26 protein-coding genes are annotated in these 25,848 nt (G+C 73.5%); 12 read left to right on the top strand and 14 right to left on the bottom strand.

The annotated features are described in order from the left end of the window. Window positions 1–18 precede the first annotated feature (18 nt). Window positions 19–1,176: a DUF5937 family protein gene (locus ACFPP6_RS12970; RefSeq protein ID WP_382040591.1), complete on the top strand. Its 1,158-nt coding sequence runs from the start codon at window positions 19–21 to the stop codon at window positions 1,174–1,176. 87 nt (window positions 1,177–1,263) lie between these two features. On the opposite strand, the gene ACFPP6_RS12975 is transcribed toward ACFPP6_RS12970, so the two are convergent. Beyond that, the gene (locus ACFPP6_RS12975; protein WP_382040593.1) at window positions 1,264–2,553 is read right to left on the bottom strand and encodes a DUF418 domain-containing protein; all 1,290 of its coding nucleotides are present in this window, start codon (window positions 2,551–2,553) and stop codon (window positions 1,264–1,266) included. Between the two features lie 796 nt (window positions 2,554–3,349). On the opposite strand from ACFPP6_RS12975, the gene ACFPP6_RS12980 reads away from it, so the two are divergent. Further along, window positions 3,350–3,817, top strand: a complete 468-nt coding sequence (locus tag ACFPP6_RS12980; RefSeq protein WP_382040595.1) for an NUDIX hydrolase — start codon at window positions 3,350–3,352, stop codon at window positions 3,815–3,817. Between the two features lie 575 nt (window positions 3,818–4,392). On the opposite strand, the gene ACFPP6_RS12985 is transcribed toward ACFPP6_RS12980, so the two are convergent. After that, window positions 4,393–4,635, bottom strand: coding sequence for a DUF6255 family natural product biosynthesis protein (locus ACFPP6_RS12985; RefSeq protein WP_382041016.1), 243 nt, complete (start codon window positions 4,633–4,635; stop codon window positions 4,393–4,395). A gap of 579 nt (window positions 4,636–5,214) precedes the next feature. Between ACFPP6_RS12985 and ACFPP6_RS12990 the strand changes: the two genes are divergently transcribed. From ACFPP6_RS12990 to ACFPP6_RS13010, 5 genes are all read left to right on the top strand, one after another. After that, window positions 5,215–6,087 carry a helix-turn-helix domain-containing protein gene (locus ACFPP6_RS12990; RefSeq protein WP_382040598.1) on the top strand — a complete coding sequence of 291 codons (873 nt, stop codon included), beginning with the start codon at window positions 5,215–5,217 and terminating at the stop codon, window positions 6,085–6,087. Next, a complete protein-coding gene (locus tag ACFPP6_RS12995) occupies window positions 6,084–6,272 on the top strand; it encodes a DUF397 domain-containing protein (protein ID WP_382040600.1) in 189 nt (62 codons plus the stop codon). Before ACFPP6_RS12990 ends, ACFPP6_RS12995 begins: the two co-directional genes overlap by 4 nt. Then, window positions 6,269–6,811: a UTRA domain-containing protein gene (locus ACFPP6_RS13000; protein WP_382040603.1), complete on the top strand. Its 543-nt coding sequence runs from the start codon at window positions 6,269–6,271 to the stop codon at window positions 6,809–6,811. Before ACFPP6_RS12995 ends, ACFPP6_RS13000 begins: the two co-directional genes overlap by 4 nt. 118 nt (window positions 6,812–6,929) lie before the next feature. Further along, the gene (locus ACFPP6_RS13005) at window positions 6,930–7,454 is read left to right on the top strand and encodes a YceI family protein (protein WP_382040605.1); all 525 of its coding nucleotides are present in this window, start codon (window positions 6,930–6,932) and stop codon (window positions 7,452–7,454) included. A 125-nt stretch (window positions 7,455–7,579) separates the two neighbouring features. Beyond that, a complete protein-coding gene (locus ACFPP6_RS13010; RefSeq protein WP_382040608.1) occupies window positions 7,580–8,710 on the top strand; it encodes a hypothetical protein in 1,131 nt (376 codons plus the stop codon). Between the two features lie 36 nt (window positions 8,711–8,746). Here the strand turns inward: ACFPP6_RS13010 and ACFPP6_RS13015 are convergent, their stop codons facing one another. The 4 genes from ACFPP6_RS13015 to ACFPP6_RS13030 form a co-directional block, all read right to left on the bottom strand. Continuing rightward, window positions 8,747–9,727 (bottom strand): ABC transporter substrate-binding protein, encoded by a 981-nt coding sequence (locus tag ACFPP6_RS13015; RefSeq protein WP_382040611.1) that lies wholly within the window; start codon window positions 9,725–9,727, stop codon window positions 8,747–8,749. A gap of 49 nt (window positions 9,728–9,776) precedes the next feature. Beyond that, window positions 9,777–10,628, bottom strand: a complete 852-nt coding sequence (locus ACFPP6_RS13020; RefSeq protein WP_382041019.1) for an ABC transporter ATP-binding protein — start codon at window positions 10,626–10,628, stop codon at window positions 9,777–9,779. Window positions 10,629–10,708: 80 nt separating this feature from the next. Beyond that, a complete protein-coding gene (locus tag ACFPP6_RS13025) occupies window positions 10,709–11,797 on the bottom strand; it encodes a FecCD family ABC transporter permease (protein WP_382040614.1) in 1,089 nt (362 codons plus the stop codon). Then, a complete protein-coding gene (locus tag ACFPP6_RS13030) occupies window positions 11,794–12,828 on the bottom strand; it encodes a FecCD family ABC transporter permease (RefSeq protein ID WP_382040617.1) in 1,035 nt (344 codons plus the stop codon). The genes ACFPP6_RS13025 and ACFPP6_RS13030 overlap by 4 nt, the downstream gene beginning before the upstream one ends. Window positions 12,829–12,967: 139 nt before the next feature. Here ACFPP6_RS13030 and ACFPP6_RS13035 point away from each other — a divergent pair, with 139 nt between their 5' ends. Further along, on the top strand, window positions 12,968–13,627 hold the full coding sequence (locus ACFPP6_RS13035) for an HAD family hydrolase (RefSeq protein ID WP_382040620.1): 660 nt from the start codon (window positions 12,968–12,970) through the stop codon (window positions 13,625–13,627). On the opposite strand, the gene ACFPP6_RS13040 is transcribed toward ACFPP6_RS13035, so the two are convergent. Further along, window positions 13,582–13,842, bottom strand: coding sequence for a hypothetical protein (locus ACFPP6_RS13040; RefSeq protein ID WP_382040623.1), 261 nt, complete (start codon window positions 13,840–13,842; stop codon window positions 13,582–13,584). The two genes, ACFPP6_RS13035 and ACFPP6_RS13040, sit on opposite strands and share 46 nt — an antisense overlap. 212 nt (window positions 13,843–14,054) lie before the next feature. On the opposite strand from ACFPP6_RS13040, the gene ACFPP6_RS13045 reads away from it, so the two are divergent. After that, a complete protein-coding gene (locus tag ACFPP6_RS13045) occupies window positions 14,055–14,438 on the top strand; it encodes a cold-shock protein (RefSeq protein ID WP_058045797.1) in 384 nt (127 codons plus the stop codon). A gap of 130 nt (window positions 14,439–14,568) precedes the next feature. Here ACFPP6_RS13045 and ACFPP6_RS13050 read toward each other — a convergent pair whose 3' ends face one another. From ACFPP6_RS13050 to ACFPP6_RS13065, 4 genes are read right to left on the bottom strand one after another with little or no spacing between them, the layout of a single operon-like run. Further along, entirely contained in the window at window positions 14,569–15,423 is an 855-nt protein-coding gene (locus ACFPP6_RS13050; protein ID WP_382040626.1) for a 1,4-dihydroxy-6-naphthoate synthase, read from the bottom strand. After that, complete coding sequence (locus ACFPP6_RS13055) at window positions 15,420–16,199, bottom strand: futalosine hydrolase (RefSeq protein ID WP_382040629.1); 780 nt, start codon at window positions 16,197–16,199, stop codon at window positions 15,420–15,422. Before ACFPP6_RS13055 ends, ACFPP6_RS13050 begins: the two co-directional genes overlap by 4 nt. Before the next feature lie 19 nt (window positions 16,200–16,218). Beyond that, complete coding sequence (locus ACFPP6_RS13060) at window positions 16,219–16,686, bottom strand: DUF2771 domain-containing protein (RefSeq protein WP_382040633.1); 468 nt, start codon at window positions 16,684–16,686, stop codon at window positions 16,219–16,221. 26 nt (window positions 16,687–16,712) lie between these two features. After that, on the bottom strand, window positions 16,713–18,224 hold the full coding sequence (locus ACFPP6_RS13065) for an MFS transporter (RefSeq protein WP_382040636.1): 1,512 nt from the start codon (window positions 18,222–18,224) through the stop codon (window positions 16,713–16,715). 350 nt (window positions 18,225–18,574) lie between these two features. Here ACFPP6_RS13065 and ACFPP6_RS13070 point away from each other — a divergent pair, with 350 nt between their 5' ends. After that, window positions 18,575–19,465, top strand: a complete 891-nt coding sequence (locus ACFPP6_RS13070) for a DUF3027 domain-containing protein (protein WP_382040639.1) — start codon at window positions 18,575–18,577, stop codon at window positions 19,463–19,465. A gap of 353 nt (window positions 19,466–19,818) precedes the next feature. Continuing rightward, complete coding sequence (locus ACFPP6_RS13075) at window positions 19,819–23,121, top strand: sacsin N-terminal ATP-binding-like domain-containing protein (RefSeq protein WP_382041022.1); 3,303 nt, start codon at window positions 19,819–19,821, stop codon at window positions 23,119–23,121. Window positions 23,122–23,182: 61 nt separating this feature from the next. Here the strand turns inward: ACFPP6_RS13075 and ACFPP6_RS13080 are convergent, their stop codons facing one another. The 3 genes from ACFPP6_RS13080 to ACFPP6_RS13090 form a co-directional block, all read right to left on the bottom strand. Beyond that, window positions 23,183–23,452 (bottom strand): hypothetical protein, encoded by a 270-nt coding sequence (locus ACFPP6_RS13080; RefSeq protein WP_382040642.1) that lies wholly within the window; start codon window positions 23,450–23,452, stop codon window positions 23,183–23,185. A gap of 274 nt (window positions 23,453–23,726) precedes the next feature. Then, on the bottom strand, window positions 23,727–24,119 hold the full coding sequence (locus ACFPP6_RS13085) for a DUF6415 family natural product biosynthesis protein (RefSeq protein WP_382040644.1): 393 nt from the start codon (window positions 24,117–24,119) through the stop codon (window positions 23,727–23,729). A gap of 76 nt (window positions 24,120–24,195) precedes the next feature. Beyond that, window positions 24,196–24,924: a GntR family transcriptional regulator gene (locus ACFPP6_RS13090; RefSeq protein WP_382040647.1), complete on the bottom strand. Its 729-nt coding sequence runs from the start codon at window positions 24,922–24,924 to the stop codon at window positions 24,196–24,198. 58 nt (window positions 24,925–24,982) lie between these two features. On the opposite strand from ACFPP6_RS13090, the gene ACFPP6_RS13095 reads away from it, so the two are divergent. Continuing rightward, window positions 24,983–25,798: a class I SAM-dependent methyltransferase gene (locus ACFPP6_RS13095; protein WP_382040649.1), complete on the top strand. Its 816-nt coding sequence runs from the start codon at window positions 24,983–24,985 to the stop codon at window positions 25,796–25,798. Window positions 25,799–25,848: the final 50 nt, after the last annotated feature.

Consider the following 25,848-nt stretch of genomic DNA (forward strand, 5'->3'; position numbering starts at 1 on the left):
GAACGGCACACTGAAGCGGTGAGCGTGGTGATCGATGTCTCGGACGTACCGCTGGACCGCGTGTCCTTCGCGGTGTCGCCGCTTGCCGAGCTGGGAGCGGCGCTGCACGTCCTGGCCGAGCCGTCCCACCACCCCGGTCTCCTCGACTGGGCCGTCCGGACCAGGACCCACCTCCCTCCGGACCTGGCCGACAGGCTCCACGAGGCGGACATCCTCTGGCGCTCCACGCGTTCGGACCTGTTCCTGCCCGGCAGCGCAGCGGCGGGCCTCACAGGGCTCGGCCCCAAAGGGGCCGGCCTCAAGGCGGCCGACCTTAAAGTGGCCGACCTTGGAGTGGCCGACCTCAAAGAGGAGCTGGACGCGTGGGACCGGCTGGACGACGACGCCTTCGTCGTCGCCGCGGTGGAGATCTCCTGCGCCACCTCGTTCGCCCACCCCAGGCCGTCACCACTGCGCCGCGCCGAGGACCGCCGCCGGGCCCGGGAGCTCGCCGCAGCGCGCGGACTGCGGCAGGCCGCGTTCGCCGACCGGCTGCTGGAGGACCCGCAGAAGGTACGCGCCTGGCTCCGCCGGCTCCTGGAGGACTGCGAACAGCACTTCTTCGGCGAGGTCTGGCAGCGGGTCCGCCCCCAGCTGACCGCCGACGCCCGCCACAAGAACGAACTGCTCAAGCACCGCGGTCTGGCGCATGCCGTCGCTTCGGTCTCCTCCGCCATCACCCTGGACACCGAACGCCACCTCCTGGTGATCGACAAACTGCAGGACGGCCGGGTGAGAGCCACCTCCACCGGGCTGGTCTTCCTCCCCACGGCCTTCGGATGGCCGCACCTCGTCGTCCGGGACGCCCACGGCGACCGGCCGGTCCTCCAGTACCCCGTCGCCGTACCCGAGCTACCGCCGGCGCTTTCGCTGGCGGTGGTCCGGCAACGCCTGGAGGCCGTCGCCCACCCCCTCCGGCTTCGCCTGTGCCGGACCCTGGCCCGGGGCCCCCACTCGACCACGGAACTGGCAGACGCCAACGGCCTCACGGCCCCGGAGGTGTCCCGGCACCTCGGCGTCCTGAAGAAGGCCGGACTCACCCGCACCCGCAGGCAAGGGCGGTACGTCTTCCACGAGCTCGACATCGAGCTCGTCGGCCGCCTCGGCGCGGACTTGCTGGGGAACGCGTTGCGCTAGGTGCGTTCTGGGGCCTGGGGCCTGGGGCTTACCTGTGGATCGCGTACGGCGGTCGCGGCGAGGGCCTCGCCATCGGCGCGTACGTCGCTACCGGTACATCAGCCGCCGCAGCACCACCTCCACCGGCCCCCGCCGGCCCCGGCGTTCCAGCGCGTACGCCCCGGCCACCGTCACCAGCCATATCCCCACCGCGAACAGGGCCATCGTGGCGCTGGTCAGGCGGGCGCCTATACCCAGGCCCCAGGCCGCGAGCAGCGGGGCGAAGAGCAGCGAGTGGGCGAGGTAGCTGGACAGGGACCGCTTGCCCACGGCGGCTATGGCCGTGACGGCCACTGCGGCCTTCGCGTTTCCCCGTGCCTCCCGCCCGCTCCACCAGTGCACGAACAACGCCACCACCGCGACGTAGCCGAGCCCGGCCCCGTACCCCGTGATCTCCCGGAGCACCGTCAGCGCCCCGGACTCGCTCTGCGCGTCGTCCGGCACCTTGAGTGCCCCGACATGGGCGAGGGCCGCGGGCAGCGCGCCGAGCCAGCCGACCGCGATGCCGAGGACCGCCGTGCGGCGCAGCAGCGGCAGGTGGCGACCCGGCTCCTCCAGGATGCGGCGGCGCGCGGCCCAGAAGCCGAGCAGGAAGATGACGTAGCCTCCGCCGATCAGGGAGAAAGGCGCAGCGGTGAAGGTGACGAAGAGCCCGGTCGTCAGCCGGGTCCCGGCTGCCGCGAACCAGCCCTCCTCGCCCGCCCCGTAGGCCGCGGCCCCCGGTTCCGCGCTCGCGTCGCCCAACGACCCCAGCTCCCCCTGGAGCAGTGCCGATATGACCGGCTGAGCGGTCACGAGCACCAGCTGCGCGGCGGCGATCGCGATGCACCATTTCAGGACGCGCTCGCTCCGCCGGAGGAAGAGCGGGGCGAGGGCGAGGCTCAGCAGCCCGTAGTAGCCGACGATGTCGCCCGCCATGAGCAGCGTGGAGTGGGCGAGCCCGATGCCTATCAGGAGCAGGCTGCGCCTGCGCAGGATCCCGACCGCGTCGCGTTCGCCGGCCCCGGCCCCGGCGGCGGTCAGGCGCAGGAAGAGCTGCATCATGCCGTAGCCGAAGAGGAAGGCGAAGAGCGGATAGACCCGTAGATCGAGCGCTGTGATCATCGCGAACTGGGCCGCGTGGTCCGGCCATCCGCCGGTCACGGGCTGCCACCCCGAGGGCCCGTACTCGGACTTCCACAAGTGGAACGCGGTGTTCGACAACACGATGAACAGCAGCATGATCCCGCGCGCAAGATCGGGCGCGAGGGCCCGCTCGGCGGAGCGTACGCCGCCACGGCGTGGGGCTGGGGCTGGGACCGGGGTGCTGCCGACCCCGCCGGTGGTGTCGACCGTCATGCTTCGACGCTAGGGAAACAGCAGGTGGTGAGGCGTCCGCCTTTGGTCTAGGAGCGCATCACCTTCGTCTAGGCACGCGCCATCTTCCGACTAGAGGTGCACCACCTTCCGGCGAGGGTGCGCCACCTTTCGTCAGGGAGCGGCGAACGGCGCCCTGCGGACGGGCGGGCGGACACCGGCCTGAGCGGTGGCGCGCGCTCTGCGGCCGGCTGCCCCTTTGGGGGTGGTCGGGGCCAAGGCAGGCTGGCAGCAGGGGGAGGGATGGGGGCTTGGGTTCGGTGGGTGGGCTGTTCGGTGGGTGGGGGCTGGCCGCCGTACTCCTGCCGTCACGGATGCGGGCGCGTGAGGAGACCAGTCCCTCCGGTTGTGGCTGAGGAGGAGCTGGCAGCTGCCGCGATGTGGTTGGGCCCGTCGTGGGCGCTTCGCTCAGCGCGCCACCATCGTGGTTACGCGTCAAACTGCCCCTGAGCGGGGGCTGGTGGGACGAGGGGGCTCTAGGGGGCTGCTGAGGCGCACAGCCGCCATCCCGGCCCACTTATCCGCCGGGCCACGGCCCAGGCCCGGAAGGTTGCGAGGCAACGAGGCTATGGCCCGGGCTTGCGGGTGTGTGGGCGAGGAGGCCGTGCAGGGGTTCCAGGGGTTCTGAGGCGCTCGGCTGCCATCCCGGCGCACCTATCCGCCAAGCTACGGGCCCAGGTCGGGGGTTTGTGAGCCCAAGAGTGTTTGTGAGCACTCACTCCGCGTAGCGATGCGCGGAGCTTGGACGTTGGGTAGGGTCCGGCGGGGAGGTGCGGGGATGAGCTTCCGGTTGGCCGCGTACGCCGTGTGTATCGAGGACGGGCGGGTGCTGCTCGCCCGCTACGTACCACCGGAGGGCGGGAGTCACTGGACTCTTCCGGGCGGCAGGGTCGAGCACGGGGAGGATCCGTTCGATGCGGTGATCCGGGAGGTCGCCGAGGAGACCGGTTGCGCCGCGGTGGTGGATCGCCTGCTGGGAGTGGACTCACGGGTGATCCCTGCGGCCGCCGCGCGGGCGGGGGTCGAGCACCAGAATGTCGGCATCTTCTACCAGGTCCGCATCACTGGCGGCCGGCTGCGGCCTGAGCCGAACGGCGAAATCGCCGAGTCAGTCTGGACTCGGGTCTCCGACGTCGCCGGCCTGCGCCGGTCATCGCTGGTCGACATCGGCCTCGCCCTGGCACAGGCCCTTCCGGCAACCGGCCACGTTGCTCCTGTCCCGGTCGGCGGCCTGATCCAACACTGAGTCATCACCAGGAACTGCGACCTGCTTGCCCCGGCGACGTTCGTGACTACCGTCAACACCCCCTACCCGGGCCAGCGGAACCACCCGATCCAAGAGGGCCCTGGTGGGACTGCTGAGGCGGCCAGCCGCCGCCCTGGGTGGGGGCCGCCCCGCCGCGGTTGCTGAGGCGGCGAGCCTCCCTCCCCCGCCGCATTCCGCCGCCGCTACCGGCCCAAGCCAGAGGCTCGTGAGGTGAGGAGATACGGCTGGGGCGGTTGAGGCACTCGGCCGCCATCCCCGGCCACTTATCCGCCGCCGTACTTCCCAGGCCGGTGGATCCGCGCCCAAACAGCCCCCAGCCCCCACCAACCCGCACCCGCACCCGAACCCGCCCGAGCAACCACGATGGTGGCGCGCTGAGCGGCGCGCCCCCACCGGTCCCAGCCACACCGCGGCAGCAGCCCGCTCCCCTCAGCCACGACCTATGCGCAAGGTCTCCTCACGCACCCGCATCCGTGACGGCAGGAGTGCGCCCCCCACCACCGGCCTCAAGCCATCCCACGGGCCCAAGCCCCCTCCCCCGCTGCCAGCCTGTTCTAACCCGCACCCGAACCACGGAACTCAACCCCAACCAGCGCGCAAGCACGCAGAGCGCACCCCTCCCGCCGGGCGGCGGCGCGGTCCGCAGCGACGGCGCTGCGGCGGGGCGGGGTGGCCGCATGCGGAAGGCCCGGCGGCCTGAGGGCCGCGTACTCGGTGAAGCGGACGGTTCCGCAGTCGCGGCAGCGGGCCTCGCCCCGAGTACGGGCCGCCCAGCCCCCACCGTGGGTGCAGGTCATCCGCACGGTCACGCACCCCCCATATGCACGGTCCGCCAGTGACGGCGCTGCAGCACCAGCGCGTCCCCCGTCTCCACCGGATCGTCCCCGGCCGCGGCTTCCTTGCAGGCCGCCGCCAGCTGCGCACACTCCCCGCACCCGTACATGGGCCGCGACCCGGCCGGCCAGAGCCCGGCGGCCTCCCGATCCTCCCGCGTCACAAGCCGCAGGGAGGCGAACGGCGCCTCCCACTCAAGCCCGCCCCCAGGCCGCCGCAACGTCACAGGCTCCCCACACCCCCGATCACCTGCGCGACCCGCCCCTCCCGCGTGTCCACCACGAACGCACCGATCCTGTACGTCATTGCCCCACTCCTCCCCTGCCTGGCACGCCTGCCTCACGACGGCCTCACGCCTGCCTCACGCCTGCCTCACGCCTGCCTCACGATGGCCTCACGATGGCCTCATGCTGCGCCTGGCGAGTCTTTCGGTCGATACTTTCGCCGGAAAGTTGGCACGATGGGGTGAACAGAGGGGTGAACAAGGGGGCGCATCAACGGGAGTTGATATCGGTAGAGTCAGCGCCCACGGAGGTGACCACATGCCCGATGTCACGCCCACCCTGCTGCGCCGGAGGCTGGGGGCGATCTTGAAGACGATGCGGGTGAGGGCCGGACTCAACCTCGCGGAGGGGGCGAGGCTGCTGGGCATGTCCGGGCCGACCTTGAGCAAGATCGAGAACGGGAGGCAGCGCCCCGATCTGGAGAAGCTCTTTGCCGCATACGGAGTCACGGACAAAGCGCGCATCGCGGAGACGACGGAGATCGCGAGACTGGCCAACAGTGCCCGCCAGAGGAGCATTTACGCGCAGTACAAGGACGTGATTCGTCCACCGTTCGCCGACTTCATCGAGCTGGAAGAGATCGCTACCCGCACCGACGCCTACGCGGCCATCGTCATTCCGGGACTGCTGCAGACGGCGGCGTACGCCCAGGCCGTCATCGAAGGCGGCAGCGCATGGAGCACGCCACGTGACGTACGGAATCTCGTGGACCTACGCATGAAGCGACAGGAGATCCTGGCGAGCGTGCCGGGCGCTCAAACCACCAGGCCCCCGCTCTCATTGCGGTGTGTCCTCGACGAGGCCTGCCTCCGGCGCGAGATGGGCAGTCGCGACGTTCTCCGAGGGCAGCTGGAGCACCTCATCGCCGTGTCGAAGCAGCCGAATGTCGAGCTGCAGGTTCTCCCCTTCAGCTCAGGGGCGCACACTGGAATCAACGGCGCCTACACGGTCTTCCACTTCGACGTGGGCGATCCCGTCGTTGCAGTGGAACCACTCGCGACCTCTGTGTACATGGACGAGGACACCCTCGTCACGCGGTACACCGCTGCATTCGATCACCTGTGGGCACAAGCCCTGGACGCGGACACGAGCCGCGACTTCATCTCAAGGGTTGCCAAGGAGGCACGATGAGGTTCAAGAAGAGCAGCTACAGCGCCACCGTTGAGGATTGCGTAGAGATCGCTCTCGCAGAGGGCTCCGACCCCGTACTCATACGCGACTCCAAACGGCCCGGCGGGCCAACGCTCCGCGTCGCCGCCGCGCCGTACCGTTCCTTCGCACGAGCGATCCAGAGCCGCGAGTTGGGGGCCGCGTGACCGACACCCGCTGGGTCAGCAGTTCCCTGCCCTACGTCACCGCCCGGCCCGACGGCAGTCCCGACGCGTGGAGTGCGGAGACGGCCGCGCAAGGGCGTCGCGGGCGGCAGAAGATCGTCCACGCCGGGGAGGTGCCCGCCCCGGACGCCGTCGCCGGGCTGCTCGGCGTCCGGCCCGGCGAGGTCGTCGTGGTGCGGCGGCGGCTGATGGTGCTGGACGAGCGGCCCAGCGAGCTCACCGACACCTACTACCCCGTCCGCATCGCCCGCGGCACCGCACTCGCGGGGACCGCGAAGATTCCCGGCGGGGCCGTCACCCTGCTGGCGCGGCTCGGGTACGCGGGGACGACCGTCCGCGAGGACGTCGTCGCGCGGATGCCCACCGACGATGAACGGCAGGCGCTCGACACCGCACCCGACGAACCCGTCATCCAGCTCACCCGGCTCACCCTCGACGGCGCCGGGGAGCCCATCCAGGCGGACGTCTTGATCATGCCCGCCCACCGTCAGCGCCTGCGCTACGAGATCACCCTGCCGTAAGGGCCCCAAGGGTCCCCAGGGTCCCCAGGGTCTTCGGTTTACCGTTCGAGCGGGCCGGAAGCCCGATACCGTACCGGCCAGGGACCGTTGCACCGGCACCGGCGGGAGGGACCGCTCCATGGGCATCCAGGGCGCAGACCACAAGAGCGGGCCCTTACCGGGCGTCTACCGCATCGACCCCGAGGCCTCGAAGGTGCGGTTCCGGATGCGGGCGCTCTTCGGGCTGTTCCCCATCAAGGGGACCCTCTCCGTCGCGCACGGCCGCATCGCCGTCGAGGAGCCCGAATCCGCCTCCACCGTCGAGGCCGTGATCCCCGTCGACAGCTTCGCCAGCGGGCACGCCCAGCGTGACCGGCACGTCCGCTCGGCCGACTACCTCGACTCGGCGCTCCACCCCGAGATCCGCTTCCACGGCGGCGACGTGCGCCGCGCGGACGGGGAGGTGACGGTGCACGGCGAGTTGACGGTGCGCGGTGTCGCCCGGCCGGTGGTACTGACTCTGAGTCAGGTGGAGGTGGACGGTTCGCGCTTGGCCCTGCAAGCCACGGCCGTCGTCGACCGCTACGAATTCGGCGTCACCCACGCCAAAGGGATGACGGGCCGTCGGCTGCGGATCGCGCTCGACGTGGTGGCCGTGCGCTGACACCCCACGCGCCGACGCCCCCGTGCGCTCCCGCCGCCCCTTCCGTTCCCCCTGTCGTCCTCCCGGAGAACCGGTACCTTCGGGGGAAAAGCGGCTGGTGGTCTTGGGCGGCCTTAGGGGATTCGGTGGGGATCGAGAGCGATCAGCTTGTGTACGACTATCTGAGCCGGGTCGGCGACATCGCCCAGCGGCGGGCGGACCTCACCTCCGCCGACCGGATGCGTCTGGTCTCCCGGCTGCGGACGGAGATCGAGCGCCGCAGGGCCACCGAGGGTGCCGACACGCCCTCCGCCGTGCAGCGCATCCTCACCGGCCTCGGCAGCCCGGACGAGGCGGTCGACGACGCCGGAGCGGCCGGCTCCGGCACGGGTTCCGGCACCGGCACGGGCGCGGGCTTCAGCTCCGCCGCGGACGCCCGCCCCCGCCCCGGCTCCCGCTCCGCAGCCCGCAGCGACCGCGGCAACCGCAGCGACCGCAGCGACCGCAGCGACCGCAGCGACCGCAGCGACCGCAGCGACCGCAGCAGCAAGGTCCCGGCGCCGCGCCGCGAAGGCGAGCCCGCCCGCGCGGCCGTCCCCGCCGGGCCGCCCTCGTACGTCGCGCCGGAGAGCCCCGCGGCCCCGGTGGGCGCCGATGCCGATGAGATGCCGGACTGGTGGCGCACCGACGCCTCCCCGTACGCGGACGGTGGCGGCGCCCACGGCGCGGCGCGCGGCACGGTCCACGGGTTCACCGGCGGCATCGAGATCCCCGACATACTGAAGCCACCCCCGCTCCCCGGCGACCGGGAGCCCTCGGACGGCACCCCCGGGCCGGGCGGCCGGCAGGGCGAGCACGGCACGGAAGGCCCGGAAGGCGTGGACGAGTACGCGGAGGAGGACGGCGCTCAGCGCGCGACCCTGTTCCGGCGCGCCGACGGCGCCCCCGTCCCTCCGCTGCTCCTGCTCGTCGCCCTGATCCTGGTCGTGGGCGCCGTGCTCGGCAACTGGATCGTCCTGGCGGTCGGCTGGGGCCTCGCCTATCTGACGCGCAAACTCTCGCACAGCGAGTCCCAGTGGGCGGTGATGGGCGTGCCCGGGCTGGTCGTGGCCGCCGGGATCGTCTGGCTGTGGGGGCGTACGGAGGGCCGCTGGGGCGACCCGGTGCCGGAGGGCGGCCTGGGCGCGGCGCTGTCGGACACCTGGCCGTGGGTGCTGCGGGCCGCGGCCGTCGGCTCCGCGATGTTCGTGGTGTGGCGTTCGCGACGGCCGGGCTGATCCTGCACCGGGCGAGCCCGGCCGAACCGCGCGCCGTCAGTCCGCCAGGTGCGCCCGTAGTTCGTCCAGGATCCGGTTCGCCGCCGTGTAGCCGATGCCCTGGATCCACAGCCGGTCGTCGACCTTGAACGTCCGGCCCTCCCGTACGGCCTTCATGCCCTTCCACAGCGCGCTGCCGGTCGTCCGCGGCACCCGGGCGCGGTCCGGGTCCCCGTAGACGGAGGTGAAGAGGACGTCCGCGTCGGCCTGGTCGATCTGTTCGGGGCCGACGTCGTACGAGAAGCCGTCCTTGGCCCGGTCCACGACGTCGGGCCGGCCCACCCCCGCGTCCTGCAGCACGGTGCCGATGAAGTTCTTCCGGCCGTAGATCCGGATGGCGGCGCCCTCCACGAACCGCACGACGTTCACCTTCAGCGCCGCGGCCCGCTCCGTGCCGCCGAGCGCCTCGGTGACCTCGCGGGCGTGGGTCTCGTACGCCGCGACAACCTTGCGGGCCTCGGACGTCCTGCCGAGTGCCTCGGCGTGGGTACGGAAGTTGTCCTTCCAGGGGTGGCCCGTCGCGGCCGTCATCACCGTGGGGGCGATCTTCGACAGCTCGTCGTAGCGCTGCGCGTCGCGGTCCTTGTTGGTGAGGATGAGGTCCGGCTTCAGGGCGGCGACGGCCTCCAGGTCCGGGACGCCGATCCTGCCGACGTCCTCGGTGCCGCGGACGCTCTCCGCCGGCAGGTGCTCGGGGGAGCCGGAGGCGGTGTCGGCACGGGTGGCGCCGACCGGTCGTATGCCGAGGGTGACGGCGGAGTCCAGCTCGGCGGTGTCCAGGACGACCACGCGCTGCGGGTGCTTCTTGACCTTCACCTCGCCCATGGCCGTGCGCACCAGGTGCGTGCCGCCGCCCGGGCCGTCCCCGGAGCCGGAGGTGCAGGCGGACAGGGAGGGCCCGAGCGCGGCGGCCGCCAGGAAGGCGGCCGCGGTGAGGAAGAGGGAGCGTCGGGGACGGCGTCGGGGGTTCCGGTTCATGTCCCGGCCTGCCTTTCGTGGGGAGGAGCCCCCACGAAAGGCGGGGAGCTCAGACGGCCGTGCTGCTGCCGGCCTGTGCACCGGCCGCCGGTCCGGCCTCCCACGGCCGTCCCGGCACCACCAGAGGACTGCCCGTCACGGGGTCCGGAACCACCACCGACTCCAGTCCGAAGACCTCGCGCACCAGTTCCGCCGTGACGATCCCCTCCGGGCGGCCCTGCGCGACGATCCGTCCCGCCTTCATCGCCACCAGGTGGTCGGCGTAGCGCGCCGCCTGGTTGAGGTCGTGCAGCACGGCGACGACCGTGCGGCCGCGCTCGCGGTTCAGGCGCCGTACGAGGTCGAGGACCTCGACCTGGTGGGCGATGTCGAGGTACGTCGTCGGCTCGTCCAGGAGCAGCAGGTCGGTCTCCTGGGCGAGCGCCATCGCGATCCACACGCGCTGCCGCTGGCCGCCCGAGAGCTCGTCCACGGCCCGCTCGGCGAGGGCCGCCGTGTCCGTACGGGCCATGGCGTCCGCGACGGCCCGTTCGTCCGCCTCCGACCACTGCTGCCACCAGCGCTGGTGCGGCTGGCGGCCGCGGGCGACGAGGTCCGCGACGGTGATGGCCTCGGGTGCGACGGGCGTCTGCGGCAGCAGGCCGAGCGACTTGGCGATCGTCCGGGTGGGTATCCGGGCGAGCTCCTCGCCGTCGAGCAGCACCGTGCCGCGGACGGGCTTCAGCAGCCGGCCGAGCGCGCGCAGCAGCGTGGACTTCCCGCACGCGTTGGGGCCGATGACGATGGTGACCTCGCCGTCGGGGACGGACAGGTCGAGGCCGTCGACGACGGTGCGGTCCTCGTAGGCGAGGGTCAGGTCGCGGGCGGCCAGGCGGCTGCCCGCACCCGCCGGGCCGTCCATCACGTCGCCCTCCGGGCCGTCCAACGAGCCACCCTTCACGCTCTCCGAGCCGCCCTTAACGTTCTCCGGCACGCTCTTCGTCACGCTGTTCCTCCGGTGCGGCGGGTGCTGTGGCCCTTGACGATGAGCCAGATCAGGTACGGGGCGCCGACGGCTGCGGTCAGCACGCCCACGGGCAGCTGCGTCGGCTCCAGGAGCTTGCGGCCCAGCAGGTCCGCGACGACCACGATGACCGCGCCCGTCAGTGCCGACGACAGCAGCGGGATCTGCGCGGTGCGCGTCATGCGGCGGGCCAGTTGCGGGGCGAGCAGCGCCACGAAGTCGACGGGCCCGGCCGCGCCCGTGGCGATCGAGGCGAGGACGACGCCGAGGAGGGCGAGCCCGCAGCGCACCCTGTTCAGCCGCACGCCCAGCGCGGTCGCCGTGTCGTCGTCCATGGAGACGGTGCGCTGCGCCCGGGCGGCCCAGCACACGAAGGGCGCGAGCACGAGCAGCGAGAGGGCCAGGGGTGCGGCCTCGTCCCAGCCGGGGCCGTTGAGCGAGCCCGTCATCCACACCTGCGCCCGCTGGGCGACGAGGTAGTCGCCCTTGGTCATGAACAGGTGGGTGACGGAGCGCAGGGCGACGGCGAAGCCGATGCCGATGAGGACGAAGCGGGTGGCGTGCAGGCCGCCGCGCCACGCGAAGGCGTAGACGAGGACGGCGGCGAGGAGGCCGCCGGCGACGGACACGTAGGGCAGGGCGGCGTACGAGGTGACGCCGAACGTCATGGCGCCGACGGTCAGGGCGCTCGCGCCCTGGGTGACGCCGATGATGTCGGGGCTGGCGAGCGGGTTGCGGGCGACGGTCTGGATGAGCGCGCCGGAGACGCCGAAAGCGAGGCCCACGAGGATGCCCACCGTCATCCGCGGCAGCCGCAGCGTGCCGACGACGAGCTCTTCGCGCGAGGGTTCGCCGAGGAGGACCTTCAGCACCTCGCCGGGCGCCGTGAACGACTTGCCGGTGCACAGGTACGCCAGGCACGCGGCGGCCAGCAGGACGGCCAGGCCGGCGGCGACGGCGGTGGCCCGCCGGTGGACGAGGAAGGAGCCGCGGCCGGCCCGGACGAGGGCGTAGCCGGCCGGGCGGGCGCCGCGGCCGGTGGTGCGGCCGTTGACGGTGGTGCTCATGCGGCGGCCACCCGCTTCCGGCGGACGAGGGCGATGAGGAAGGGGACGCCGATCAGGGCCGTCATGACGCCTGCCGGGACCTCGCCCGGCGGGAAGAACACGCGTCCCGCGGTGTCGGCGGACAGCAGGACGGCCGGGCCGAGGAGGGCGGACAGGGGCAGCAGCCAGCGGTGGTCGCCGCCGACGAGCGCGCGGGCGATGTGCGGCACTGCGAGGCCGACGAAGGCGATGGGCCCGGCGGCGGCCACGCCGGCACCGGTCAGGACGGTGGCGCCCAGCCCGCCGGTGATCCGGACGGCCGCCACGTTCTGCCCGAGGCCCTTCGCGACGTCCTCGCCGAGGGCCAGCGCGTCCAGGCCGCGGGCCACGGACAGCACCAGGACCGCCCCGGCCAGCAGAAACGGCCAGATCCGGCCCGCCAGCTCCGCGTCGCTCGCGGAGAGCGAGCCGACCTGCCAGAAGCGGAACTTGTCCAGGACGGACGCCTGCGTGGTGAGCACGGCCGTGGTCACCGAGACGAGCAGGGCGTTGATCGCGGCGCCGGCCAGCGCGAGCTTGACCGGAGAGGCCCCGCCGCGGCCGCGCGAGGCGATGGCGTAGACGGCGACGGAGGCGACGCCCGCGCCCGCGAACGCCCACCACACGTAGCCCGTGAGGCTCTCCACCCCGGCGAGCATGATGGCCAGGACGACGCCGACGGCCGCGCCGTGGCTGATGCCGAGGACGCCGGGGTCGGCGATGGGGTTGCGGGTGATGCCCTGCAGGGCCGTGCCCGCGAGGGCGAGGGCGGCGCCGACCATCAGGCCGACGAGGGTCCGCGGCAGCCGCATCTCACGGACGACGACGGCGTCCCTGCCGTCGCCGCCGTGCAGCAGGGCGTCGAGGACGCGGTCCGGGGCGACAGGGCGGGCTCCCACCGCCAGGCTGAGGAGCACCGCGACCAGCAGGACGGCGGCCGCGGCCGCCGTCCAGCCGATGCGGCGCCGGATCAGGGAGGATCCGGGACTGCTGATCGGGACGGCGGCTGACATCGCTTCCACGGGTGGTTCGGGCGGCCGGAGGGCCGGAGTGAGGCGGTTAGGGCAGGCTAAGTGTACGTAGGGGGCCTGGCGGGAAGGCCGGGGGCGGCCACCCCAGGGAGGCCCGGGGCCACCCTGCACAATGGGGCCCATGAGTTCCGCCGCGCGCACGCCCCGCTTCACGGTCGGCTTCGATCTGGACCTCACCCTGGTCGACTCCCGCCCGGGCATCCGGGCCGCGTACGCCTCGCTGGTCGCCGCCACCGGCACGGCCATCGACATCGACCTCGTCCTCACCCGGATCGGGCCGCCGCTGGAGCAGGAGCTGGCCAACTGGTTCCCCGAGGAGCGCGTCGCCGAGGCCGCCGCCCTCTACGTGGCCGCGTACCCGGAGCACGGCATCGCGCCCTCGCCCGCGCTGCCGGGTGCCCGCGAGGCCGTGGCCGCGGTGCGCGAGCTGGGCGGCCGGGCCGTCGTCGTCACCGCCAAGAACGCCCGCAACGCCCGTCTCCACCTCGACCACCTGGGCATCGAGCCGGACGTGCTCGTCGGCTCGCTGTGGGCGGAGGCCAAGGCGGGGGCGCTGCGCGAGTACGGCGCGGCCGTCTACGTCGGCGACCACGTCGGGGACGTCCGCGGCGCGCGGGCGGCCGGCGCGCTGTCGGTGGCCGTGACGACCGGGCCCTGCGGGGCGGAGGAGCTGCGGGCGGCGGGCGCGGACGTCGTCCTGCCCGGGCTCGCGGACTTCCCCGGGTGGCTGCGCGGCTACCTGGCCGCGGCGGGGCCCGCGGCGGAGGAGGCCCGCGCCTGACGCCGCTGCTCGGCGACCGACCGCAGCACCCCGGCGCCCGCGATGAGGAATCCCACCCCCATCAGCATGCAGACGAAGTACGCTGCGGGAGGCAGCGGGGCGGAGCCCAGGAACAGGGGGGCGACCGTCGCCAGGGTGGCCACCGCGCCGACGAGGAAGACGATGGCGCCGATGCGTACCAGCAGATCCCCGGCCCGGGGCGTTTCGCTACTCACCCCACCAGGGTAGATGCCTGGGCGTGGGGTGGGGCCGGGGACATCTTGTCACCGGGCCCGGGACCATTAGCCTTGGGGGGTAGCGGGTCTTGCGACCCGCTGTAGTGCTATCAAGAGCTGTTTTTCCGCCGATTGCCGTCGATGGCCGATGGTTTCCGGCGGTCTCCCCTTCAATTCCCCATTTCCGACGAGATACGAGGACGAGGACAGACGTGCCTACCGGCAAGGTCAAGTGGTTCAACAGCGAGAAGGGCTTCGGCTTTCTCTCCCGCGACGACGGCGGAGACGTCTTCGTGCACTCCTCGGTGCTCCCGGACGGGGTCGATTCCCTCAAGCCCGGACAGCGGGTGGAATTCGGTGTCGTGGCCGGCCAGCGGGGCGACCAGGCGCTGTCGGTGACGCTGCTCGATCCCACGCCCTCGGTCGCGGCCGCCCAGCGCCGCAAGCCCGACGAGCTGGCGTCGATCGTCCAGGACCTCACCACCCTCCTGGAGAACGTCACCCAGCAGCTCGAGCGCGGCCGTTACCCCGACAAGGCCCACGGCGCCAAGATCGCCGGCATGCTGCGCGCGGTCGCCGACCAGCTGGACGTCTGACGTCCGTCGTCCGACGTTCGCCGTCCGGCAAACCTGCAGAAGACGTCTGGCGAACCCGCAGAACGGGACGTCCGGCAACCCGCAGAAGCCGAAGAGTCCGAAAAGGACGCAGAGTCCGAGGAGGACGCGCTCAGACGAAAGCGAGCGCGTCCGGGCCGAGGGGCGGTACGAGCCCCTCGGCCGCGGCCCGGGTGAGCAGCCCGCGGACCGCCGCATAGCCGTTCTCCCCGAGCCCGGCCGTGAATTCGTTGACGTAGAGCCCGATGTGCTGGTCGGCGACCTTGGGGTCCATCTCCTGCGCGTGCTCCAGCACGTACGGCCGCGAGGCCTCCGGATCGTCCCACGCCATCCGCACGGACGTCCGTGCGGCCTCCGCCAGTTCGCGCAGCCGCTCCGCGCCCAGCGAGCGCTTGGCGATGATCGCCCCCAGCGGGATGGGCAGGCCCGTGGTGTTCTCCCAGTGCTCGCCCATGTCGGCCAGGCAGTGCAGGCCGTAGCTCCCGTACGTGAACCGCGCCTCGTGGATGACCAGGCCCGCGTCCACCTTGCCGTCCCGGACGGCCGGCATGATCTCGTGGAACGGCAGGACGACGACCTCGCCGACCCCGCCCGGCACCTCCGCGGCGGCCCACAGCCGGAAGAGCAGGTACGCCGTCGAGCGCTCGCTCGGCACCGCGACCGTCTTCCCCGCCAGGGACGCGGGGCTGCTGCCCGCCTCCCGCGTGAGCACGAGCGGCCCGCAGCCGCGGCCCAGGGCGCCGCCGGCCGGCAGCAGGGCGTACTCGTCCAGCACCCACGGCAGGACCGCGTAGGAGACCTTCAGGACGTCGAACTCGCCGCGCTCGGCCATCCCGTTGGTGATGTCGATGTCGGCGAACGTGACGTCCAGGGCGGGGGCACCGGGGACCCGGCCGTGCGCCCAGGCGTCGAAGACGAACGTGTCGTTCGGGCAGGGCGAGTAGGCGATCTTCAGGGGCTCGCTCATGAGGTGCTCCAGGTCTCGGAGGTGCTCCACGTCTCGGGGGGAGCCGCCCGCAGCGCTTCCCGCAGGGCGGCGGAGGCGCCGGAGAGGGCCTGCAGGGCGTCGCCGATGCGCCACGCGGCACGGTCGCGCGGGCCGACGGGGTTGGAGACGGCCCGGATCTCCAGGGCGGGCACGCCGTGCACGGCCGCCGCCTCGGCCACGCCGAAGCCCTCCATGGCCTCGGCGAGCGCGGCGGGCCGCGCGGCCACCAGGGCCGCGGCCCGCTCGGCGGTGCCGGTCACCGTCGAGACCGTCAGCACGTCGCCGCGCTGCGCCCCGGCCGCCTCGGCCACGGCGCGCACCAGTGCCGCGGGCGGCCGGTGCTCCACCGTGCCGAAGCCGAGGTCCGTCACGGAGACGAAGCCGGCGGGCGTCTCGGCGCCCAGATCCGCCGCCACGATCGCGTCGGAGACGACGACGGACCCCACGGCCGCGCCGCGGCCGGGGCCCGTGAAACCGCCGCCGATGCCCGCGGAGACCACCAGGCCGTAGGGGCTGCCGGAGAGCGCCGCGGCCGTCAGGGCCGTGGCCGCTCCGGCCGCCGCGGCGGCCGGGCCCACGCCGGCGGCCAGCACGTCGATCACGAGCGGCTCCGGGACCGGGGCGGGCCGGCGCAGCACGAAGCCCGGCACGGCGAACTCGACCGGCTCGACCGTGCCTGCGGGACCGGCCGCCGAGGCGCCGCGCACGAACGCGTCGCGCTCGGCGTCCACGGCGGTGACGACGAGGACGCGCATCAGCGGGACCGCCGGTCCGTCAGCTCTTGTCCAGCTCGAGCTTGACGCTCCACACGCCGTCCTTGGTGATGACCGACAGCACCACGGACTTCTCCAGGCGCTGCGCCATCCGGTTGACGAAGAGCTGCTCGCCGTCGAGGGAGGTGTAGGTCTGCTTCAGCTGGTTGGTCTGCTGCTGGCCGTTGCCCACCACGATCCAGCCCTGCTCGGCCATGTCCGGCTCGACGCCCACGCGGACCTTGTCGCCCGGCTGGACCTTGATGGACTTGATGGACTTGTCGGCCATGCACTTGTCGAGGTCGCCGCGGTCGAGCTCCTTGCCCTTCTCGTAGCAGGCGGCCTCGGTCGTCACGGTGGTCGAGCCGACGGTCACCGTCGCCAGCGGCGTCGGCTTGTCGCAGGCGGAAAGGGCGACGAGCCCGAAGGCCACGGCGCCGACAGCGGCAGCGGCGCGGCGGCGCTTGCCCCGGAAAATCGCAGCGGTCATGCGGGCAGGCTATCGGGCCGCCCAGGTCAGGCCACGCGGGGGTGCGGTGAGCCACGCCGTGCCGCTGCCAGCAGACCCCGTACGGCTGTCGCGACGCCCAGCGCGAGCACCCCGGCGGCGACCGCCATGCCCAGGGTGCCGTTCAGCGGCAGCACGATGCCGACGGCCCCGCCGACGACCCAGCACATCTGCAGCAGCGTCTCCGAACGGGCGAACGCCGAGGTGCGCACCTCCTCCGGCACGTCGCGCTGGATGAGGGAGTCCAGCGACTGCTTCCCCAGCGCCTGGGAGATGCCGGCGACGGCCGCCACGACCACCACGAAGAAGGCCCCGAAGAGCACGGCGGCCGCTGCGGTCGTGCCCAGGGACACCGTCAGCACCAGCGCGATCGTCTTCTCCGGGCCGCGCGAGCGCAGCAGCGCCCCTATGGCCGTGCCCAGGGCGTTCCCGGCGCCCGCGGCGACGGCGACGACGCCGAGCGAGAAGGCCGGGCTCAGGTCGCCGAGGGGGTGGACGCGCAGCAGGAAGGCGAGGAAGAAGGTGAGGAAGCCCGAGAGCATGCGCATGGCGCTGTTGGCCTGCAGGGCGTGCAGGACGGAGCTGCCGACGGTGCGGAGGCCGGGCGGTTTGGGAGGCTTGCTCCTCTTGTTGCCGTTCCTGCTGCCGCTCCTGTTGCCATTCCTGGTGCCATTTCTGGTGCCATTTCTGGCGGCATTCCCGTTGTTCCTGCCGATCCATCCCTTCCTGTCGTTTTTGTTGAACTTCGCCATGTGCATCCGCCGGGGGCGGTGCGGGAGGTGCTCCCCGGAGACCAGCCGGGCCCGCGCCTCGCCCTTCGCCGAGTCGACCTTGTGCGGGAGCGTGAAGGACAGCACCGTGCCGAGGACGAACACGATGAAAGCCCCGTAGAGCTGATATTCCGGTCCCAGCCGGTGCAGCCCCGCGCCCAGCGGGGCCGCCACTCCCGTGGCCAGCAGCCCGCCGAGGGTCACCCGGGAATTGGCCTTCACCAGCGAGATCCGCGGTGGCAGCAGCCGCGGCACGACCGCCGAGCGCACCACCCCGTACGCCTTCGACGCCACCAGGACGCCGAGCGCCGCCGGATAGAGCTCCAGGCCGCCGCTGGCCACCGCCCCCGACATCGTCAGCGCGAGCAGCGCCCGCGTCAGCATCGCGCCCGCCATGGCGGCCCGGCGGCCGTGCGGGAGCCGGTCGAGCAGCGGCCCGATCACCGGGGCCAGGAGGGTGAACGGCGCCATCGTGATCGCCAGGTAGAGGGCCACCCGGCCGCGCGCCTGGTCCGTGGGGACCGAGAAGAACACCGTGGACGCCAGTGCGACGGTGATCAGCATGTCGCCCGCGGAATTCACCGCGTGCAGCTCGATCAGCTTGCCCAGGCCCGACTCGCCCGCGCCGTGCGCGTGTGTCGCCCTGCGCACGCCCCGCGCGGCAGCCGTGAACGGGGCGCGCAGCACGCGGCCGGCGCCCCGGGCCGTGCGGCGCAGCGGACCGCCCTCGACCGACCGGATGGCTCCCACCACGCCATACTGCCCCAACTCGCACCGGGCAGGGCACTTTCGCCGCCGCCGCCGGCCGCACGGGGCCGGGCGCGCCCCCTTCGCGGGCGGTCGGGCGCGGGGCTCGCCGCGGCCCGGCTATCCCCGGTGGCGCCGAGCGGGGTAGCGTGCGTAGCGCGCCACCGGCGGTCGTTCTTGGCCGCGCTCCGAGTCTCGATCCCGCAGAATGGGAGTGACTAGGTGTGCCCGAGGCCGTTCGGGCGCGGACGTCGACGCGGTCCTGAGGTCCGCTCCGTCCGCCGACCCGGCCGATCGGCTGGCGCACTCGTGAGACGGCGTGGAAGAGAGAATCGATTCTTGTGAGTGCTGCGATGCGAAGCCGTACCCCGGACCGCCTGTGCGCCGAGGCGGTCGACCTGGCCCGTGCTGCGGCCGAGGAGGCCGCGCTGCCCGGCACGGTCGGCGAGCATGTCCAGACCGTCGCCGACGGGGACCGCGTCGTCACCCACTCCTTCCTCTGCCTGGACCCGGCCTACCGCGGCTGGCGCTGGGCCGTCACCGTCGCCCGCGCCTCCCGCGCCAAGAACGTCACCCTCGACGAGACGGTCCTGCTGCCCGGGCCGGATGCCCTCCTCGCCCCCGAGTGGGTCCCCTGGAGCGAGCGCCTGCGCCCCGGCGACATGGGCCCGGGCGACCTCCTCCCGACCGACGCCGAGGACCTGCGGCTCGTGCCCGGCTGGAGCGGCGAGGACGTCCCGCCGCCGAACTCCGCCGTCTCCGAGGAGATGGACCGCCTCGCCGAGGCCGAGGACGCCGACGTCGTCCCCGGCTCCCCCGCCGCCCAGCCGGCCGTCCCGGCGCGCGGCACGATCGCGGCCGTCGCCGAGGAGCTCGGGATGCGGCGCGCCCGCGTCCTGTCCCGCTACGGGCTGCACACCGCCGCCGACCGCTGGGACGAGACCCACGGCGCGAAGACCCCGATGGCGCAGGCCGCCCCGGCGTCGTGCGTCAGCTGCGGCTTCCTCGTGCCGATCGGGGGCTCCCTCGGACAAGCGTTCGGCGTGTGTGCCAACGAGTTCGGCCCGGCGGACGGGCACCTCGTGTCCCTGTCGTACGGCTGCGGCGGGCACTCCGAGGCCGCGGTCATGCCGAAGCCGCCGCGGCCGGCGCCGCCGGTGATCGACGAGACGCTCGTCGACCCCATGCCGCTGCGTTCCGAGCCGGCCGGCGACGAGGAGGACGAGGAGCTCGGGCACTCCTGAGGCACCCGGGGGGGCTCGCGCCCGGCGCCTCCGCGGACGGGCTGACGTACGCTCGGCCTGCGCACTCGGCCTGCGCGCTCGGCCTGCGACCACCCGGTGCCACCGCGGACGGGCCGGGCCTCCGGCCTCCTGACGGGGGCTGCCCCTGACGGGCGGGCCCGACCCCGGTCCAGCCCGTCCGGGGGCACCTCCCAGCGGCAGCTGGGGAAGTTCGAGGACGAGCGCCCCCCGGCGCGATACGGCCCCGCCCGCGCAGAGGGCGCCACCGGCCTGTCACCCCCGCGCGGTACGTTCTGCCGTAGGAACACCGAACACCCACCGGCGGCAGGAGACGACACGTGAGCGGCACGGCAATGGTGCGAGGCGCGGCCGAAGGCGCGGATCCGTTCGGAACCGCGCGCCTGCGGCGCGGCGTGCTGGACGCCTGGGCGGCGTCGCCGGCCCGCTTCCGGGAGGACGCGAACGCCGAGGAGGACCTCGCCCTCGGTGGCTACCGCGACCGCCTCGTCGTCGAGCTCGCCCAGAACGCCGCAGACGCCGCGGCCCGCGCCGGCGTCCCCGGCCGTCTGCGGCTGACCCTGCACGCGGCCGCCGGCAGCCGCCCGGCCGTGCTGGCCGCGGCGAACACCGGGGCGCCCCTGGACGCCGCGGGCGTCGAGTCCCTGGCCACCCTCCGGGCCTCCGCCAAGCGCGAGGCGGAGAAGGACACCGCCCCGGGCGGCCACGGCAGCGTCGGCCGGTTCGGCGTCGGCTTCTCCGCGGTGCTGGCCGTCAGTGACGAGCCGGCCGTCGTCGGCCGCTCCGGCGGCGTCCGCTGGTCGCTCGCCGAGGCGAGGGCGCTGGCGGCGCGCGAGGCCGTCCGGGCCCCCGCCCTGGAGGAGGAGATCCGCCGCCGCGAGGGCCACGTGCCGCTGCTGAGGCTCCCGCTGCCCGCCGAGGGCACCGCCCCGGCCGGCTACGACACGGTGGTCGTGCTGCCCCTGCGCGACGGCGCCGCCGAGGACCTGACCTCCCGTCTGCTGGCCGGCGTCGACGACGCGCTGCTGCTGACGCTGCCCGGTCTGTCCGAGGTCGTCGTCGAGACGGACGGCGTCGTACGGACCCTGACGCGCCGCCAGGAGGGCCCGTACGTCCTCGTGGACGACTCCGCGCGCGGCACCACGGCCCGCTGGCGGGTCGAGCGGGCGGCCGGGGCGCTGGACTCCGCGCTGCTCGCCGACCGGCCCGTGGAGGAGCGCCTGCGCCCGCACTGGTCGGTCATGTGGGCCGTGCCGGTGGGCGAGGACGGCGCGCCCGTACGCCCCGGCACCGCGCCCGTCGTGCACGCCCCGACGCCGACGGACGAGCCGCTGGGCGTCCCGGCGCTGCTCGTCGCCACGTTCCCGCTGGAGCCCACGCGCCGCCACGCCGCGCCCGGCGCCCTCACGGACTTCCTCACCGAGCGCGCGGCCGAGGCGTACACGCAGCTGCTGCGCGACTGGCACCCGGTCGGCCCGGGAACGCTCGACCTCGTGCCCTCCCCGCTGGCGCGGGGCGCGCTGGACGCGGAGCTGCGCCGGCGGGTCCTGGACCGGCTGCCGGGCGTCGCGTTCCTGCCGAGCGCGGCCGGGGGCCCCGCCCAGGAGCCGGCCGCGCCGCGGGGCGGCGGCGTGGAGGGCATCCCGTGGACCGAGGGCCCGGACGCGGCCCACCAGGCGCCGGAGCCGGCCCCCGCCCCGGCCGCCCCGCCGGCCGCCGACACGTGGGACGACCCGTTCGCGCGGAGCGGGCCCGGCGGCCCCGACGGCGAGGCGTACGCGCTGCGGCCCCTCGACGCCGAGGTCGTCGAGGGCGCCGGCGCCGAGACCGTCGCCGTCCTCGGCGAGCTCTTCCCGAACCTGCTGCCCGCCGGCCTGGAGCGCCGCCCCGAGCTGCGCGCCCTCGGCGTCGCGCGCGCCCCGCTCGGCGAGGTCGTCGACCGGCTCGCCGGCGTCGAGCGCGCCCCGTCCTGGTGGCAGCGGCTCTACGACAGCCTCGCCGGCATCGACCCGGACCGGCTCACCGGCCTGCCCGTGCCGCTGGCGGACGGCCGTACGGCCATCGGCCCGCGGCAGGTGCTGCTCCCGCCGCCGGACGGCACGGACTCGGAGCGGCTCTCCCGCCTGGGGCTGAAGGTCGCCCACCCCGACGCCGCGCACCCGCTCCTGGAGAAGCTCGGCGCCACCCCGTCCTCGCCCCGGGCCGTCCTGACCACCCCGCAGGTGCGGGCCGCGGTGGCCGCCTCCCTCGACGCCGACGAGGTGTGGGACGAGGACGCGCTCGACGCGGACGCCCTCGCCGAACTCGTCCTCGGCCTCGTGCGCGACGCCGATCTCTCGCCCGGCGACGAGCCCTGGCTCGGCGCCCTCGCCCTGCCCGACGAGGACGGCGAGCTCGCCCCCGCGGGCGAACTCGTCCTGCCCGGCAGCGCCTTCGAACGCGTGATCCGGCCCGGCGAGCTCGCCGCGTGCGACGCCGCCCTCGCCGAGCGGTGGGGCGAGCAGCCGCTCACCGCCGTCGGCGTCATGGCCGGCTTCGCGCTCGTGCGCGCCACGGACGTCGTCCTCGACCCCGACGAACTCGAACCGCGCGACGGCGACTTCGCCGAGCCCGACGACGCCGGGCTGCTCGACGCGGTCGACGTGTGGTGCGAGGACGTCCTCGACCGGCTGCCGGACACGCCCGTGCCGCCCGTCGCGACGGAGATCGTGGCCGTCCGCGACCTCGACCTCGTCGACGACGACGCCTGGCCGGAAGCCCTGGCCCTGCTCGCCGAGCCGCCGCTGCGCGACGCCCTCACCACGCCCGTGCGCATCCTGCTGCCCGACGGCACGACGGAGTCCGTCCGCCCGTACACCGCCTGGTGGCTGCGCGGCCACCCCGTCCTCGACGGCCGCCGCCCCGCCGGCCTGCGCGTCGCGGGCGGCGACCCGCTCCTGCACGGCCTGTACGAGCCGGCGGACGCGGCCGGCCTCGCCGACGAGCAGGTGCTGCGCGCCCTGGGCGTCCGCACGTCCGCGGCCGCGCTGCTCGACGAGCCGGGCGGCGCGGCGGAACTCCTCTCCCGCCTGGCCGACCCGACCCTCCCGGTGAGCCCCGCCCAGCTCCACGGCCTCTACAGCGCGCTGGCGGAGCTGGACCCGGAGGACGTCACCGTGCCCGACGACGTACGGGCCGTGGTCGACGACCACGCACAGGTCGGGGACGCGACGGACGCCCTGATCGCCGACGCCCCCGACCTGCTGCCCTTCGCGGAGGGCCACCCGCTGCTGCCCGTACGCCCCGACCGGGCCGCCGCCCTCTCCGAACTGCTGCAGGTACGACGCCTGAGCGAGGCCTTCCCGGTGACCGTCCCCGCGGGCGACGGCGAGCTCCGCGAGGTACCGGAAGGCGTCCGGGTCCTGCTGCCGGGCGCGCCCTCCACGTACGTCGAACACGAGGAGCTGGTCGTCGGCGGCGTGGAACTGGACTGGCGGCTCAACCCCGACGACGGCGTGCTGCACGCAGCCACCCTGGAGGGCCTGGCGGCGGGCCTGGCCTGGGCCGCAGGAGCCTGGTCCCGCCGCTTCGAGGCGGCGGCCCTCCTGGAGGACCCGAGCCGCACGGAGGAACTGGCCCGGACGCGCTGGTTCGACTGACCGGAACGGGATGGGGGCGGCCCGGCAGGACCGCCCCCCTCACCCCTCTCGCACCCCCTGCCTACGGGTGCGTCTGCTCAATGAGCCGGAGGTTGCACCGGGCGTGCCCTTTGCCGTTCTTCGGCAGAATCCAGAAGGACCCGTCACTGTCCTGCCCCACGACGCACTGCGTGCTCTTGAGGCAGTCGGGCCGGTGGCGCTTGGCCACCTTGCGCAGCTCCTCGAGCGCCTGTTCCCGGGTCTTGTTCCCGCTCAAGGACCGAAGGACCCGCTGGTGCGGAGCCGCTCCCTCGGCGATGACCGTCTCCTCCATGACCAACCACTTGGGCATCGACCACTCTCCGAAGTCCGCAACGGGCGTGCCTGCCTGGACCGTGCGAGACCTGAACGACCGGCCTACGCCCTCTGTTCCCCGCCGACAAAGGCTTCACAGGTGCAGCCCGGCAGTTGCTTGAGCGCGGGCGGGCCACCGGTGTGGGGGACGGCCACCACCTCGTTGCGCCGCTTCGCATACGTCCGTCGGCGGCTCGGCCACAAGGCCCCTACGGGACGGGAGAACTGCCCGTACAGACCCCACCACGCCCACAGCCGCGCAGCCGCCCCCTTCACCGCTCGCCTTCCCGTTGCAGACGCCGCTGCTGGTGCATCAGATCCCCCGCAGCCTTGCCCAGGCCCCGGGCGAAGCTGATCGCGGACGCATACCCGTCACCGGGCCCGCCCCCGGCCCGGTGACGGGCTTCCTGCACCGCGACGAACGCGGACCGGCGGACCGGACACTCCACGGGGCGACGGCCCGCAGCCGCCTCCACGGCCGGGACGGTCTCCCGGATGTACCCGAGAAGCCGCTCGGTGACCTCACTCAGCCGCGACGGGGCAGGCAACCACGTCTCCATGGCGGTGGCCTCACGGAGCGCCTGACCGATCGAGACGGGGGACGGCTCGGAGGGGGCGAGCGTGATCTCGCCGGGGGTGTGGGCGGTACGGGGGAAGGGAGGCATGGCAGGCTCCTTCAGGAGATGTGACTGGCGCCACATCTCCACACTGGACCGGTTAACCGGTCCAGTCAAGCCATCGTCAACTTACCGTTCCCATCTCGTAGTTCTCGACCCGCTCCCACAGATCCGACGGCGTCACTCCCACCTCACACACCAGAGGGGCGCCATCAGCATCTCGGGCGATATGCAGATCAATTGCCACTGCCATCGGCAGTTGCCGTTCGAGCGCCTCGGCCTCCGCGGCACTCGCCAGCCTCACCGTGACGATGTCCGTCCCCCGCACAGGCGAGCGTCCGGTCTGACGACCCACATAGTGGGTGGTCCCCTCCGCGATGGGCTTCGCCTGGGACAGCTTCGGGCACCGGTCGGCCACATCCGCCGGGAACCACGCACTCACCAGCGACAACGGCGCCCCGTCGGCGAGCAGCACCAACCGGTCGCGGCGCAGGGCCGTTTCTCCGGGCTGCAGCTCCAGGGCCTCGACAACATGAGCGGGTGGGACTTCCCTGACCGGCGAGCCCAGACGACGGAATGGACGGCCGCTCACCACACGCGTGGCGCCGCTCCTCCGTCCCCCGGCAGGCCGGGCCAACGGCGTATCGGTGACCCGGAATCCCAGGCCCTGCCGCGCGACGATCACTCCGTCGGCTCGCAGCACATCGAGCGCCTTGTTCACCGTCGCCCGGGACACACCCCACTGCTCGCAAAGGTCCCGGCCGGACGGCAGAAGGTCACCCGGAGCGAACTCCCCCTCGGTGATGCGGCGTCGCAAGGAATCGGCGATCTGTTCGTACTTCAGCATCGGCACGGCTGGGCACTCCCGCTTCACTGGACATGTTGACCGGTCACGGTAGAGCATCGCCGTCATGACGATCCCCCAAGTGGACCCGGAGATCATCGACTTCTACACCGACACCTTCGACGAGGCCACCCGACTGACGGCAACAGCAGACGGCATGCTGGAGATGGTCCGCACTCAAGAGCTGCTCCGGCGTCACCTTCCTCCCGGCCCGGCCACGATTCTCGACGTGGGCGGCGGGCCCGGGACCCACGCGCGGTGGCTCGCCGCCGACGGGTACCGGGTCAACCTCGTGGACCCGGTGGTCAAACATGTGGCGCAGGCTGCCGAGGCCGGGCTCACGGCGGAGGTCGGGGACGCACGGAGCCTCACCGCCGACGACGGCTCCTACGACGCCACGCTCCTCCTCGGCCCGCTTTACCACCTGCTCGACCGCGCCGACCGCGACCAGGCGCTGGCCGAGGCACGTCGGGTCACCGCATCCGGTGGCCTGGTGGCCGCCGCGGCCATCAACCGGTACGCATCCCTCTTCGAGCACACGGCCACCACGTGGCTGGACCGCGAGAGCGTGCGCGGCGCCGTAACCGACATCCTCGCCACGGGCGTGCACGAGCCGGGCAGGAAGGGCTTCACAGCGGCCTACTTCCACACCGCGCCGGAACTGGCGGAAGAAATGCGTGCCGCCGGTCTGCGTGACGTTCGCGTCTACGCGATCGAAGGGCCCACATGGTCGCTGCTCAAGGCCGCCGAGCAGCACACGGGAGAGCCTGTCGCCCTCGACTCCCCGCTCTTCCGCGCAGCACTCGCCGCCGCCCGCGCCGCGGAACCTTACCCGGATCTGCTCGCCGCCAGTTCACACCTACTGGCCACGGGCCGGGGCTAAAGGGGCAAGCAGGCACGAGACGGTCGCGGAGATTCCCCGGCGGATGGTCC

The organism is Streptomyces aureoversilis, from assembly GCF_042657885.1.
Taxonomy (GTDB): domain Bacteria; phylum Actinomycetota; class Actinomycetes; order Streptomycetales; family Streptomycetaceae; genus Streptomyces; species Streptomyces aureoversilis.